Here is a 14,129-nt window from a genome sequence, read left to right on the forward strand (position 1 = left end):
ATGTTGGCGTCTGTCCAGACGGGCTTCTGCCGCCCCGAAGACCACAACAAACATAAAAATTCGAGGTACTCCCGTGGCCGCTGATATCGAAGATACCCGCTCCGCCCGCTTCGCCCTGCGCTGTTCAAGTTTTGCCGAACGCTGGTTCCCCGACTCCTGGGTGTTTGCCGCCCTGGCGGTGATTATCGTGGCCGTGGCCACCATGGCCATGGGCGCCAAGCCTACCGACGCCGCCATGGCCTTCGGTGACGGCTTCTGGAGCCTGATTCCGTTCACCATGCAGATGGCCTTCGTGGTGATCGGTGGTTATGTGGTCGCCAGCTCGCCTCCGGCGGTGAAGCTGATCGATCGTCTGGCGAAAATCCCGAAAAACGGCCGCTCTGCCGTGGCTTGGGTGGCGCTGATCTCCATGATCGCCTCGCTGCTGAACTGGGGCCTGTCGCTGGTTTTCGGCGGTCTGCTGGTGCGTGCCCTCGCCCGCCGTACCGATCTGAAAATGGACTACCGCGCTGCTGGCGCTGCGGCGTACCTGGGGCTCGGCGCGGTGTGGGCGCTGGGCTTGTCGTCGTCGGCAGCGCAGTTGCAAGCCAACCCGGCCAGCCTGCCACCATCGATTCTGTCGATCACCGGGGTGATCCCGTTCACCCAGACCATCTTTCTCTGGCAATCGGGCGTAATGTTGCTGGCGCTGATCGTCATTTCGCTGATCATTGCCTACGCCACCGCTCCCGGTCCGAACACCGCCCGCGACGCCCAGGCCTGCGGCGTCGATCCGGCCTTCAACCTGCCGCCGCTGCAACCACGCACCCGTCCCGGCGAATGGCTGGAACACAGCCCGCTGCTGACCATTCTGCTGGTGCTGCTGGCCGCCGGATGGCTGTTCCATGAGTTCTCGACCAAGCCTGCGATCAGTGCGATCTCCGGTCTCAATACCTACAACTTCCTGTTCATCATGCTCGGCGCCCTGCTGCACTGGCGTCCGCGCAGTTTTCTGGATGCCGTGTCACGCGCGGTGCCGACTACTACGGGAGTGCTGATCCAGTTCCCGCTGTACGGTTCGATTGCCGCGCTGATGACCACGGTCAAAGGCGCCGATGCGCAGACCTTGGCCCACCACATCTCGACGTTCTTCGTCAGCATCGCTTCCCACGACACTTATGCGCTGCTGATGGGCGTGTATTCGGCGATTCTCGGCTTCTTCATTCCCTCCGGCGGCGGTAAGTGGATCATTGAAGCGCCGTACGTGATGCAAGTGGCCAATGACCTGAACTACCACCTGGGCTGGGCCGTGCAGATCTACAACGCCGCCGAAGCCCTGCCCAACCTGATCAATCCGTTCTACATGCTGCCGCTGTTGGGCGTGCTGGGGTTGAAGGCACGAGACTTGATCGGCTTCTCGTTCGTGCAATTGCTAGTGCACACACCGCTGGTGTTGTTGCTGCTCTGGGCATTGGGGACGACGCTGGCGTATACGCCGCCGGTAATGCCGTAACAACAAAAGGGGCCGAAATTTCTTTCGGCCCCTCTTTTTGTTCTGTCCGGTCTGTTTCAGTATGGGGTGACGTACACGCTGAAAAGGATCTGAGCATGCTTAAACTTGCAGGACTTACCCTCGCGGCCCTCACCCTGAGTGCCACAGCCCATGCCGATATCAACCTGAAGCTGGGCAGTACCGAGCGCGTAACCCGCCTCTTCGCCTACCCCAACAACTGCAACGTCATCTGCTTTCGCAACTGGACGCTTGAGCAAACCGTCGAGCATTACCTGACCCAAAGCGTGCAACGTGACGGCTACAGCGACGCGAAGGTGCTGGTCAAAACCGACAACCAGCAACTTTATGCCGAGATCACTGGCGTACCAAAAACCTATGAAAAGCCCCTGGCCGCCCTGCTCGACGCCGGTGACCTGGCCTACAACGGCGCGACCAAACTCAACGCCGATGGCAAATGGGCTTATAGCTGGTACCTGTTCCTGCCGCTGGGCATGGCACTGGAAAACCGCAGGAGCGTCGAACTGCTGCACTTTCCGCCAGATTATTCGCTGACCCAGGCTCAGGATTACCTGCGGTCTGCCACCACGGACCGCTGGGCGACGCTGCTCACGGTCAATGGCGTTCCCGCCGAACAGACGCCGGGCTACCAGACCATCATCGATATCGCCCCGATTGCCGCGCCGTCCAACGCCGGCAAGGATCTGGAGGGCGTCTATGGCTACTTCAAGGACTACCAGACCACGATGGTCAAGCAAGTCAGCCTGAACGCCAGCGGCGACCCACTGCCGATGGTGGCCTTCGGCACGCCAGTGCGTAACTGGATCAAAGAGCAGTACGGGCCGACTGTGAACGTTTTGAGCCTGGTCTACATCAGCCCGAACGAGGGCGTGAAGGGCCCTGTGCTGGGCGCCAACCATCCCAGTTACATCTGGTATGCCGCCGACCCGGCAAACTACACAGGCACCGATGCCAAGGCCAAAGCCGATACGGCGGGTTTGAAAGTCATGGGTCAGGATTTGAGTGCCGCCTGCTGGCAGGCCGCAATGGGCCGCGAGTCGGACACCAACCCCGATGTCGAACTGAAAAGCTGCACGCAGACCTGGCAAGTGGCGCAGAAAGATAAAACCTGCGAGCTGTTCTACACCTCGATCCGCAATCTGACGCCCGCACAAGCCGCAGGCAAATGCGCGTCGGCAACGATTCAGGCCCAGCTCAAACAACTCAAGGCGCCAGCGCCTGCGACGGCTATTCCCGCTCCAGCGCTGTAAATCGATGTCAGCCCATAAAAGTCGCCGACGCACAGTTGTTGTTGCAACACTGGCGTCGGCAAAGCCTCTGCTGAGGACTTACAGCGGTTCGAACGGACGCAGGCGATACTGCGGCGGCAACTGCTCGAAACCACTGATGGTAGTGTTCAGGCTTTTCCAGCGGCCATCCTTGATGCCGTAGATGCAACCGTGAATCGACAGGCTCTGCCCGCGATGCCAGGCGTTTTGCACAATGCTGGTGTGGCCGACGTTGGCCACTTGCTGAATCACGTTGAGTTCGCAGAGACGATCAACCCGTTCTTCCTCGGTCGCCAGCACGGCCAATTCTTCGCGTTTTTCGTAATACAGATCACGAATCGAGCGCAGCCAGCCGTCGATCAGGCCGAACTGACGATCCTGCATCGAGGCGCGCACACCACCGCAACCATAGTGGCCGGTAACCAGGATGTGTTTGACCTTGAGTACGTCGACCGCGTACTGAATCACCGACAGGCAATTAAGGTCGGTGTGCAGGACCACGTTGGCCACGTTGCGGTGGACGAACAGGTCACCCGGCAACATGCCGACGATTTCGTTGGCCGGCACCCGGGCGTCGGAACAGCCGATCCACAGGAACTCTGGCGTCTGTTGACGAGCCAGCTTGGCGAAGAAGTCAGGATCTTCTTTGGTGATCGCGTCGGCCCAGCGCTCGTTGTTATCAATCAGATCTTGTAATTCGTTCATGCTTTGAAGCCTCAAGAATGATGCGCAGCTTTGACTGACAACCGTCCGTCGGGGTCACGCGCTTAATGCAGATACCACCTGATGCTTTGAAACGGTGCTCCATGCCGGTGGAATTCTCGGTAGCCCTACAGGTCCACCTTAGTAAGGCCCACAGTATGAGGAATTGCCATGACTGAATCACGACGTCCTTACGATGCGGTGCAACCGGAACCCATCGATGACAACGAAGACCGCATGGGCTCGGTGCATGAGCTGGATTTCGACGAAGACGAACCCAGCGCAAAAATCGGTGACGAGTTGCCGGACAAGGAGCGCGAGCAACTGATGCCGCGTCAGCGAGTACGCGAAGCCGGCATGACGGGCGCCTCGACCGATGACCACGAACCCACCGACGACGACATGAGCCCGGAAACCCTGATCCGCGAAGACGGCGCCCGGGATGCTGATGAATCCGGTGTAGGCGATCAGGCTGACTGGGATTTGAGCATTGTCGATGAGGATGACATTGGCGGTGGTGATGGTCTGGATGAAGCGGAACTGGCGCGTCGCGACCCGCTGGACCGCAAGCGCTGACTACCGTATGTAGGAGCTGCCGAAGGCGGCGATCTTTTGATCTTGCCCTTAAGATCAAAAGATCAAAAGATCGCAGCCTTCGGCAGCTCCTACATGGGCAGGGTGTTTGATCCGTACGATCAGTCGACCAACGTACAGGCCATCACCACCGCATCTTCACGCCCGCCCACCGCCGGGTAGTAATCCCGTCGACGACCAATCTCGTTGAAGCCATAACGCTCGTACAACTTGAACGCCGCGGTATTGCTGTCGCGCACTTCCAGGAAACATTCCCGGGCGTCGGCCTTGTAGGCAATCGACATCAGATGCTCCAGCAGCGTCAAACCCAGGCCACGGCCCTGGTTTTCCGGTTTGACCGTGATGTTCAGCAGATGCGCCTCATCGAGGATGATTTGCACCACACCGTGGCCGACCTGCTGCTGACCTTCGAACATCAGCCAGATCTGGTACTTGCCCAGTCCATCGAGAAAAATCCCGCGGGTCCAGGGATGGCTGTAGGCCGCGTATTCAATCTTCAGAACGGTTTCCAGGTCCGCCTCGGTCATCGGGCGAAACGTTACAGCGTCACTCATTTGATTCTTTCCAACGCGCCATCAGCCGACGCATGGCTTGCCAGACATCAGCCTTACGCTGTGGCTCTTCCATTAATAATTCCAGACCCGGCACGGCCCAGGCCGAGCCCAGGCCTTCGACTTGCAGTTCGCGGTTGAACGACTCGGCATTTGCCTCACCGGCGAAACGCACCGCAGGCAGGCCGATCAACCACACGCAGACGCACGGTGCGTCTTCCAGCCGGGCCGAGAGAAAGCCCTGAACGAAATCGCGGGCGGCTTCCGGACCTTGATCCATCGTGCCGCGCACCAGCAATGGCCAGCGTACCGGTTCGCCGACGATCTGCGGGCTGTCCGGCAGACCGGCGGCGCGCAGCATGTCCTTGAGCAACAGATAAGCGGGGTCCCTGGCCTGAAACGCCTCGCCTGTGGGTAACTCGACCAGAAGCAGGCAGCGCCCGGCCCGCAACAATTGCAGGGCAAAGCGCGGCGGTGGCACAACCGGGGCCTTTACCACGACCGGCGCCTCTTCAGCCTCTTCCACCGCTACGGCCCCGGTGCGCGTGCTCGCCAGCGATGGCCGTGGCACGTCGATCTTCACCCGTTCGGCCGGTTTTACCGCCGGTGCGACAGGCGCTTCAGCCACAGCAGCCGGCGCCACTGGCGCGACGACGAGCGGTTCGGGCATCTCCAGCAGTTCGGGCCGCGACGGGGCGGCAAAGGGCAATTCGGTGCGCGGCAGCCAGTTGACCACCTGCATGGCGTTCAAATAAGCGCGACGACGGGACTCGATAAGCAATGGTCGGCCACTTGTGGATAACTAAAGTGCGCTGATTCTACCGCCCTTCGCTCAAGATCGCCCGCTGTTGATCGATGCACTTTACCGAAAAGAAGCCAACAGTCCGTCCCGAGAGTGAATCGCATTGTCCTCAATGCAGTACAATCGCGGCTTTTAATCGCCAACCAGCCGGCCATTCCGATGATCGAACCCAAGCGCGTCTTGCGCGCCCTCGCTGAACACTGGGCACTTCTGGAGCCACTGTGCGAGCACTTCGACCAAGGCACACTGAGCCTCAACGAACTGCGCACGCAACTGGCCGCCCAGCAACTCGACAGTACGCCGCAGGACATCACCAACCTGCTGGACGTGTGGATTCGCCTCGACATTCTGGTTCCCGTGGCGAAAAGCCCGAACCGGTTCGAGCTCAACGCCCAGATTCACGACTTCCTCGCCTACCTGCGCCGTGAACACCGTCTTGGCCTGTGCCTGGAGATCGAAGCCTACCTGCGCCACCTCGAACGTCTGGCCGGTTACATCCAGGACGCGTTTGACATCCGCGACGGCAATGATCTGGCGCGTCAGTTGCGCCTGCTTGACATGCGCGTGCGTGACGTACTGAAAAAACTCGATAACGACGAACAGGCACTGGTGGCCGTCGCCGAACGGGCGAAAACCAGCGACCGGCAGATACCGCTGCGTCAGCGTTACGCTGAAGTACTGGCGACCTGGGACGAGTACGTCGAGCCGATGATTGATCTGGTGAACGCAGACGGCGCCTTCGAACAAGGGGTGCGCAAGGTCGAAACCGTGCTGCTGAAGATGCTCAGCGAACAGCAGCGTCTTGGCCACCTGGTCGACGACGACATGCTGCTGCGCACCCACGCACGCATCCTCGAAATGCAGACGAGCGCCCAGCTGACCCTGCGTCACGCCCGGGAATTGCTGCTGCCGCTGCGCGAAGAAGCGCGCCGACACAACGCCGTAACCCGTGGCGCCGCGCTGGCCCTGTCGATGATCCGCCGCAAAGGCATCGATGCCGTACCGCAAGCCGCCATGCCGATGTTCACTCGCCCGCAAAGCACGTTCCTCGGCAGCGCCAGTCAGGTCGAAGCCTACGTGTACGCTCTGGCGCGTTTCGAACCGAAACCGGCCCGCTTCCCCAAGGCGCACAAGACCCACAAGGGTGGCGAGGCGCCGCGTGCGCCACGCACGGTCCGGGAGATGCTCGACCGCTGCGAAGACGCGCTGCCGATGCCGGACCTGATGACCTGGCTGCTGGAGCAGGAACCAGACGGCGCCACTGACGAATTGCTGTACTGGTTCTCGCGCCTGTCCCGGGAAAAGCGCTTCAAGCGCGAGCGACTGGAACGTCGCGACTACTTCACACATGAGCACCAGGTCAGCCTGCGCTCCTTCGCCCTGCTCTCGGCCGGTGACACTGCCGCCGAGGATTCTGCGAGCACTCCTTATGCATCTTGATCTATCCGAACTGTCCCATCTGGCGCCGATCTTTCGCGAGCTGTTCAAGGGTTACCACGTCAGCCGCCGCGATCCGGAGCTGTACGCACAGTTGTCTAACTTCCAGGACCAGTACCGCACGCTGTTCAAGGCCTTGGGCTTTGAACTGGTGTGCGACACCCGTGGTTTCTACTACTTCGTGCCGGACCTCGCCGCAGCCGCAGTGAACAAGACTGCCCAGCGTCTGGCGTTGTTCACCTTCATCCTCGTAGAACACCTGGCCGATCAGGGCCGCGACCCGATCTCCGTGCTCGACGGTGGCAGCCTCGGCCGCGATGAACTGCCGTCGCTGCTGGAAAAGTACCGAGACCTGTTCATTCAAGCCGAAGTGCAGACCCAGGACGAACTCGAAGAAAAGATCATGCGCCGCATGACCCAACTCGGTTTCGCCAGCGAAGAAAATGGCGTCTACCGTTTCCTGCCGCCGATGCACCGCTTCCTCGACGTCTGCCTCTCCGTTCAACAGGACCGCGATCTGGCGGCCAGCCTGCACAGTGTATTGCCGCTGCCAGTGCCGGTGCTGATCGATGAAGACAGCGACGAAAAACTGCTGCAGACCGACGACCCACTTGATTTGAGTGAATTCGACGGTGAAAGCGAAGAAGACGCGCTGGCCCGTGCCATTGCCGAAGAACAGGAGCTCGACGCATGAGCAAGGAACGTTACGGCATTCGCCGCTTTGCCCTTCTGAACACCGCCGGCTATAGCCTCGGCCTGTTCCCGCTGGAAGAACCGCTGTCGGTCTACGGTGCGAACAACCTGGGTAAATCCGCCTCGATCAACGCCTTGCAGTTCCCGATCCTGGCACGCATGTCGGACATGAGTTTCGGCAAGTACAGCCTGGAGCAATCCCGGCGTTTCTACTTCGCCTCGGACACCAGCTACATTCTCGTCGAAGTCTCGCTGCCCCACGGCCCACACGTGATCGGCGTGGTCGGTCGCGGCCCGGGCGGTGGTTTCGGTCACCAGTTCTTTGCCTACGCCGGCAAGCTCGACCTGGCCCACTACCAGAAAAACGACACCTGCCTGCGCCAGAAAGAACTGTTCACCAACCTTGAGCGCGAAGGCCTGAAAGCTTACGAACTCAAGCCGGATGAACTGCGCCGCTTACTGGTTGGCGGTCACACGTCGATCCCGCTGGACCTGACGCTGATCCCGCTGCGCTCCACCAGCGAGCAAAGCCTGAAAACCTTCCGCGCACTGTTCATCAACCTGCTGCACATGCGCGAAATCACCGCGGCCAAGCTCAAGCAATTGTTCCTCGATGCCTTCGAACACAGCCTGCGTTCCGGTAGCGTCGATTACATTGCCGCGTGCGAAGAAGCCTTCCGCGATGTGCGACGCATGGAGCAGGACTACAACTCCCTGGTCGCCGCCGGCCCGCTGGTCGAAGCGCTGGCCAACGGTGTGAAGCAACGCGACATCCTGCGCGGCAAGCTGCACCGAATCTCGCCGCTGCTCGACTCCCTGCTCGGCACCTGGTCGGACTACGCCAGTGCACGCAAGGAAGAACTGACCATTCAGGCCGAGCATTACCGCAACGAACAAGACGCCCTGCAAAACGATCAGCGCGGCGGTACCCAGGAACTGATGCGCCTGGAACGGGAAATCACCGGCATCCAGCGCTGGCTCGGCGAACTGGCGGTACTCAAGCATCGCTTTGCCTTGGTCGATGACGTCAAAGTGCTGGAGCAGCAATTGCTCGCCGCCAAGGACGCTCACGATGAATTGGCTGGTGCGCTGGCACAGTCCCGACAGTTCAGCGCCGAAGACCTCGAAGAGCGTCTTCGCGATCTGGAAAAACGCCTGAAGTCGGTCAAGCAGCAACTCGATCACGCCGACAACAACAGCTATGCGCGCTTGCGTGAGGAATTCTCGCAGCAAGACGTCGAGCGCCTGATGCGTCTGTTCAACAGCGCGCTGTTCAGCCTGCCATTGGGCGAGCACGGCATCACCCTCGACGAGAACGGCGAGTGGGTGAAGTCCGTAGAACTGATCCTCGACGGCTTCAAAGGCGAGCGGTTCGAAGTACCGGGTCTGTCCATCGACATCTCGCACATCGAGCCGCCAGCCCTGCAAGCGCTGGCTGACCGCGCGGCCTTGCGCGATCAGAAAGAGCGCCTGGAAAAAGAGCTCAAGCAACTGAAAACCCAGCAAGCCGTGGCTGCCGACCGCGCCGCGAGCAAGACCCAGACCGAAGCGCTGTACCAGCAAGTGCTGGACGCGCAAAAAGCCCTGGAAGATTTCCGTCGCGCGCAAACCCTGAGTGCCGAGGAAGGCGACAAGCTGGAACAACTGGCGCAAATGGAAGCCGCACAAGACGAATTGAAGCGTTCCAGCGACGCCTTCACCGAGCGCGTCCAGCAACTGTCGGCCAAGCTGCAACTGGTCGGCCGCCAGATCGGCGACATGGAAGCCAAGCAACGCACCCTCGACGATGCCCTGCGCCGTCGCCAGTTGTTGCCGGCAGACCTGCCGTTCGGTACGCCGTTCATGGACCCGATCGACGACTCGATGGACAACCTGCTGCCGCTGCTCAACGACTATCAGGACAGCTGGCAGGGTTTGTTGCGCGCCGATGGCCAGATCGAAGCGCTGTACGCTCAAGTCCGCCTCAAAGGCGTGGCCAAGTTCGACAGCGAAGACGACATGGAGCGCCGCCTATCACTGCTGATCAACGCCTACGCGCACCGTACCGATGAAGCGCTGACGCTGGGCAAGGCCCGTCGTGCGGCCGTGACCGACATCGCCCGGACCCTGCGCAACATCCGCAGCGACTACGACAGCCTTGAGCACCAACTGGCGCTGTTCAACCGCGAGATCAACAAGCGTCAGGTCTCCAACCTGCAGAGCTTCCGCATCGTGCTTGCGCCGAACAAGGAAGCGCTCAAGCACATCGACCAGATTATCCACAGCGCCGGCCAGTACGAAGAAGGCGAAACCCTGTCGGTGTTCGACCTCAGCCAAAGCGCCGAGCAGGACAACAAGAACGAAGAGGCCAAGGAATACCTGGCGCGTCTAGTGGCGGCGAACCACAACCAACTCGGTCTCAAGGACTTGTTCGAACTGGCGTTCGAGATCACCAAGGTCAACGGATCGCCGGTGATCCACACCGACATCGACGGCGCCGCCTCCAACGGCACCACCATGACCATCAAGGCGCTGACCAACATGTACTTGTTGCTGCACTTGATGGACCGTGACCTGGCCGGGCGTGTGCGCTTGCCGTACTACCTCGACGAGGCGGCAGACATCGACGAGAAGAACCAGGCCGCACTGCTGGAAACCAGCCTGCAACTGGGCTTCGTGCCGATCCTGGCGAGCGTGAAGCCGCAAGTCTGCGCCAGTGTCGCCATCGACCTGGAAGGCGGCAGCGGCCCGGCCGGCATCTACATCGACGAGGCGGACTGGAAGTACATCCGTCGTCACGATCAGGTGAAAGCCACGCTCAACGAGCAAGCGGACGAACCGGAGCTGGATGCGGTTTGATTCTGTTTAGTTGAGGCAAAAAAAAGGCCGCGATCCAATGGATCGCGGCCTTTTTCATTTCTGCTTGAGCTTACTTGCCGAGGGAAATCTTCGGCGCCCAGGTCAGCCATTCCTCTTCAAACTTGTCGAACAGCGGAAACGTCTGCTCCGGTCGCGCGACACTGCCCATGCGCTCGCCATCCGGTGTGGCAAACGCAACACCGCCCTGAATCATGGTTTCCAGCGACTCGGTCCGCACTGTCGCACCTTTGAACAGACCGACATCAAAATCAAAACCACTGGTGTTCCAGAAACGCGTACCACTGCGCACCAACGGCGCGTATTTAGGCTCGATCAGAATGCGGATCAACACGCGGTCAGCTGTCTGGCCCAGCTCATATCCAGTTACCTTGCCAACCGTGATTTCACGATACGTCACCGGCACCCCGGCCTTCAGCGACCCACGGCGGGCGGCGCTCAGTACCAGGCTCAACCCGGCTTCAGCCTTGGCGGTTTCAGGAGGAGTCGACAGCGCAACAAAGTTTTTCTGCGGGCCGAGGTTCTTCGCCGCTGGCTGCACTTCGATGTATTGCCCTGTCACCAACGTCTCAAGGTTCGACGTCTTGATCAGCCCCAACTCCGGCTTGACCACCCAGAACTCACTACCCACTCGCGCAATGCGTTCTGGCACCTCCGTGATGCGAGCAGTCAGCAGTACCGACTGAAGATCGTCACTGAGGTCAACGTTCTCGATTTTGCCGACATCCAGCCCTTTGAAGCGCACCGGAGTTCCTGCGCGCAAGCCATCGGCGCGATCAACCTTGATCGTGATCACCGCGCCTTTCTGGTTGGCTTCTTCATGACTGGCGAACAGGCGGAAACGCGGGATCCGCTTCTGCAATGGCGCCTTCGCCTCCGGAGTTTCAAAAGCGATGCCGCCCGCCATCAGGCTTTGCAGCGACTCACTTTTTACTTGTATCCCGCCGGTCAGCCCTCCCGTGAGCGTGATACCGCTGGCATTCCAGAACCGCGTCGAGGCGTTGACCAGGTTTTCGTATTCCTTCTCGATGTGAACACCGATCACCAACTGGTTTCGTTTGCGCGAGAACTGGTAGCTCTGTACCGAGCCGACTTTCACCTGCTTGTAGAGCACCGGGCTGCCGACTTCCAGCGAGCCGAGGTTCTCGGTGAACAATACCAAGTGCAGGCCTGGTGAACGCAGATCCAGCGGTGGTGCCTTGGGCCGGGCGACGAACTCACGTTGCGGCGCCGCACCTTTGTCACCAGGGCGAACGGCGATGTAGTTACCTTTGACCAAGGCCTCCAGACCGGTGATACCTGCCAGCGAGATAGACGGTTTGACCACCCAGAACTGGGTACCGTCGACCAGGTAATCCTCGGCCAGTGGGTCCAACGTCAATTCGGCGCTGGCACCCGACAGATCCGCGTCAACCTTCAGCGCCTTGAGCGTGCCGACCTGAATGCCTTTGTACATCACCGGCGTACGACCGGCCTGCAAGCCTTCGAAATCGCTGAGCTTGACCTTGATCTTGATACCCGCCGCCGCTGCGTCGAAATCTTCATAGAGCCGGAACGGCAAGCTCGGATCAGTCGGCGGACTGTCCTTGCGGTTTTCCGGTGTGGCAAACGCAATACCCCCGGCAACAATGCTGGCCAAGGACTCACTGCGCACTTTTACGCCCGACAGATTGGCATCGATGCTGATGCCGCTGGCGTTCCAGAAACGCGTGTGTTTGCGCACCAGTTTGGCGTAAGTCGGCTCGATGAATACTTTGAGCTCAACGGTACTCTGGTCTTCGGAGAGCACGTAGCTTTTGATCTGGCCTACTTTGATCTGTTTGTAGAACACCGGGCTGCCTCGGTTCAAAGAGCCAAGTCGATCGGCCTTGATCGTCAGGTGCAAGCCTGGCTGCGCATCGGACAGCGGCGGCTCCTGAGCCAGCGCCTTGAACTTCCGAGTGGGCTCCCCCTCACCTGGACTGACCGCAACGTAGTTACCCGAAACCAGTGTTTCCAGGCCAGTGATACCGGCCAGGGTCACACTCGGTTTGACCAACCAGAAACGCGTGCTCGTCCGCAGATATTGCTCGACATCCTTGTTCATCTCGACGGTGGCGATCACGCCCTTGGAGGTGCCTTCATCATCGAGCTTAAGGGTTTTCACCTTACCCACCGACATGCCTTTGTAGACCACTTCGGTCTTGTTGGCCTGGATGCCCTCACCACTTTCGAAACGCACCTGAATCTCGATGCCGGTTTCGTTGTAGGCACGCCAGCCAAGCCAGCCACCAATGATCAAGGCGATCAAGGGCAACACCCAAATGGCAGACCAGTTCGAGGCCGGTCGGGTTTTCGCTACAGGCAAATCAGTCATGGTCGTCGTCCGACTCCGTGTTATCCCAAATCAGTCGGGGATCGAAAGTTACTGCGGCAAGCATCGTCAGAATCACCACACTGGCAAAAGCGACGGCACCAGGATTGGCTTCAATGCTGGCAAGCCGCCCGAAATTCACGACCGCCACCAGGATGGCAATCACAAAGATATCGAGCATGGACCAGCGACCGATGAATTCAATAAAGCGGTACATCCAGATTCGCTGGCGGGCCGACAGTGGTTGACGGCGCTGCACCGAAAACAGCAGCAAGCCGATCCCCACCAGTTTGAATGTGGGCACCAGGATACTGGCGATAAACACCACGGCCGCAATGGGAAACATTCCGTAGTGAACAAGCTCGATAACGCCCGCCATGATCGTGCTGGGCGCACCTTTGCCCAGGGAGTTCACGGTCATGATCGGCAGCATATTGGCCGGTATGTAGAGAATGGCGGCGGTAATCAACAATGCCCAGGTCCGCACCAGACTGTTCGGGCGGCGAGCATGCAGTTGTGCCCCACAGCGCGTGCAGACTTGCTCGTCGGTGTCAGCTTCCTGCCTGTTCAATTCATGGCATTCCGCACAAACCAGAATGCCTGCATCAATCGCCCGCATGGGCATCCTCTCCTGATAACGCCTGCCAGATCTGGTGAGGCGACATGACAACCTCCAACAAGACCTGGATCAGCAACAAACCAATAAAGCACGCCAACCCGAGACCTACGGTGATGGCTGCCATATCTGCCAGCTTAACGATCGCCACCAACACGCCCATGAGGTAAACCTCAAGCATCCCCCAATCGCGTAAGTGGTGGTAAATCCGGTAGAGCAGCAAACCGTAACTGCGCCCGAAATCAAAACGGATACTCAACAGTACGGCGAGCTGGCACAGCAATTTGAGCAGCGGAATTCCCATGCTGCACAGGAACACGATCACTGAAACGCTTTGCATGCCGGTGTCAAAAAGAGCGACAACTCCGCTCCAGACAGTGTCGTGCGACGACTGCCCGAGTAGATTGAGCTGCATGATGGGTAAAAAGTTCGCTGGGACATACAGCAGCAAGGCTGCGATGACCAAAGCAAGACTGCGCTGCACGACGTTGTAACGATTGGCATAGAGCTCGTAGCCACAACGCGGGCACAGGGCTTTTTCGCCATGAGCGAGCTCGGGCTTGCGCATCAGCAAGTCGCACTCATGGCACGCAACCAGATTGTCTAGTGGTAATTCTGACAGCCCTTGGGCGTCAACCGGGTCTGGCATAAGCACTCTGACTCTGAAAAAGGTGGACCTATTCTAGTGGCCTGGGCGGAAAATAACTGTGCAAATTTGTGTTGAGGCTCACCGCACTTTTCTACGCG

12 protein-coding genes are annotated in these 14,129 nt (G+C 59.6%); 6 read left to right on the plus strand and 6 right to left on the minus strand.

From position 1 onward, the window contains the following. Positions 1-73 precede the first annotated feature (73 nt). Together KVG88_RS29875 and KVG88_RS29880 are read left to right on the plus strand one after the other, a co-directional pair. The gene (locus tag KVG88_RS29875; RefSeq protein WP_217873493.1) at positions 74-1,492 is read left to right on the plus strand and encodes a short-chain fatty acid transporter; all 1,419 of its coding nucleotides are present in this window, start codon (positions 74-76) and stop codon (positions 1,490-1,492) included. Between the two features lie 95 nt (positions 1,493-1,587). Beyond that, on the plus strand, positions 1,588-2,760 hold the full coding sequence (locus tag KVG88_RS29880) for a hypothetical protein (protein ID WP_217873494.1): 1,173 nt from the start codon (positions 1,588-1,590) through the stop codon (positions 2,758-2,760). 78 nt (positions 2,761-2,838) lie between these two features. On the opposite strand, the gene can is transcribed toward KVG88_RS29880, so the two are convergent. Beyond that, the gene (can, locus tag KVG88_RS29885; RefSeq protein WP_150704736.1) at positions 2,839-3,483 is read right to left on the minus strand and encodes a carbonate dehydratase; all 645 of its coding nucleotides are present in this window, start codon (positions 3,481-3,483) and stop codon (positions 2,839-2,841) included. A gap of 168 nt (positions 3,484-3,651) precedes the next feature. On the opposite strand from can, the gene KVG88_RS29890 reads away from it, so the two are divergent. Next, the gene (locus tag KVG88_RS29890; protein ID WP_217873495.1) at positions 3,652-4,056 is read left to right on the plus strand and encodes a serine kinase/phosphatase; all 405 of its coding nucleotides are present in this window, start codon (positions 3,652-3,654) and stop codon (positions 4,054-4,056) included. Positions 4,057-4,175: 119 nt separating this feature from the next. Here the strand turns inward: KVG88_RS29890 and rimI are convergent, their stop codons facing one another. Continuing rightward, on the minus strand, positions 4,176-4,628 hold the full coding sequence (rimI, locus tag KVG88_RS29895) for a ribosomal protein S18-alanine N-acetyltransferase (protein ID WP_150704734.1): 453 nt from the start codon (positions 4,626-4,628) through the stop codon (positions 4,176-4,178). Then, positions 4,621-5,367, minus strand: coding sequence for an energy transducer TonB (locus KVG88_RS29900; protein ID WP_217873499.1), 747 nt, complete (start codon positions 5,365-5,367; stop codon positions 4,621-4,623). Before KVG88_RS29900 ends, rimI begins: the two co-directional genes overlap by 8 nt. 219 nt (positions 5,368-5,586) lie before the next feature. Here KVG88_RS29900 and mksB point away from each other — a divergent pair, with 219 nt between their 5' ends. Genes mksB through mksF form a run of 3 tightly spaced genes read left to right on the plus strand, consistent with a single transcriptional unit; the run spans position 5,587 to position 10,395 of the window. Beyond that, a complete protein-coding gene (gene mksB / locus KVG88_RS29905; protein ID WP_217873496.1) occupies positions 5,587-6,867 on the plus strand; it encodes an Mks condensin complex protein MksB in 1,281 nt (426 codons plus the stop codon). Next, entirely contained in the window at positions 6,857-7,558 is a 702-nt protein-coding gene (mksE, locus tag KVG88_RS29910) for an Mks condensin complex protein MksE (RefSeq protein WP_150704732.1), read from the plus strand. Before mksB ends, mksE begins: the two co-directional genes overlap by 11 nt. Beyond that, on the plus strand, positions 7,555-10,395 hold the full coding sequence (gene mksF, locus KVG88_RS29915) for an Mks condensin complex protein MksF (protein WP_217873497.1): 2,841 nt from the start codon (positions 7,555-7,557) through the stop codon (positions 10,393-10,395). Before mksE ends, mksF begins: the two co-directional genes overlap by 4 nt. Before the next feature lie 70 nt (positions 10,396-10,465). Here mksF and KVG88_RS29920 read toward each other — a convergent pair whose 3' ends face one another. Genes KVG88_RS29920 through KVG88_RS29930 form a run of 3 tightly spaced genes read right to left on the minus strand, consistent with a single transcriptional unit; the run spans position 10,466 to position 14,031 of the window. Continuing rightward, on the minus strand, positions 10,466-12,769 hold the full coding sequence (locus KVG88_RS29920; RefSeq protein WP_217873498.1) for a PqiB family protein: 2,304 nt from the start codon (positions 12,767-12,769) through the stop codon (positions 10,466-10,468). Continuing rightward, positions 12,762-13,385, minus strand: a complete 624-nt coding sequence (locus KVG88_RS29925; protein WP_150704729.1) for a paraquat-inducible protein A — start codon at positions 13,383-13,385, stop codon at positions 12,762-12,764. The genes KVG88_RS29920 and KVG88_RS29925 overlap by 8 nt, the downstream gene beginning before the upstream one ends. Beyond that, positions 13,372-14,031, minus strand: coding sequence for a paraquat-inducible protein A (locus KVG88_RS29930; RefSeq protein WP_150704728.1), 660 nt, complete (start codon positions 14,029-14,031; stop codon positions 13,372-13,374). The genes KVG88_RS29925 and KVG88_RS29930 overlap by 14 nt, the downstream gene beginning before the upstream one ends. Between the last annotated feature and the right edge of the window lie 98 nt (positions 14,032-14,129).

This window comes from Pseudomonas azerbaijanoccidentalis (assembly GCF_019145495.1).
Lineage (GTDB): Bacteria > Pseudomonadota > Gammaproteobacteria > Pseudomonadales > Pseudomonadaceae > Aquipseudomonas > Aquipseudomonas azerbaijanoccidentalis.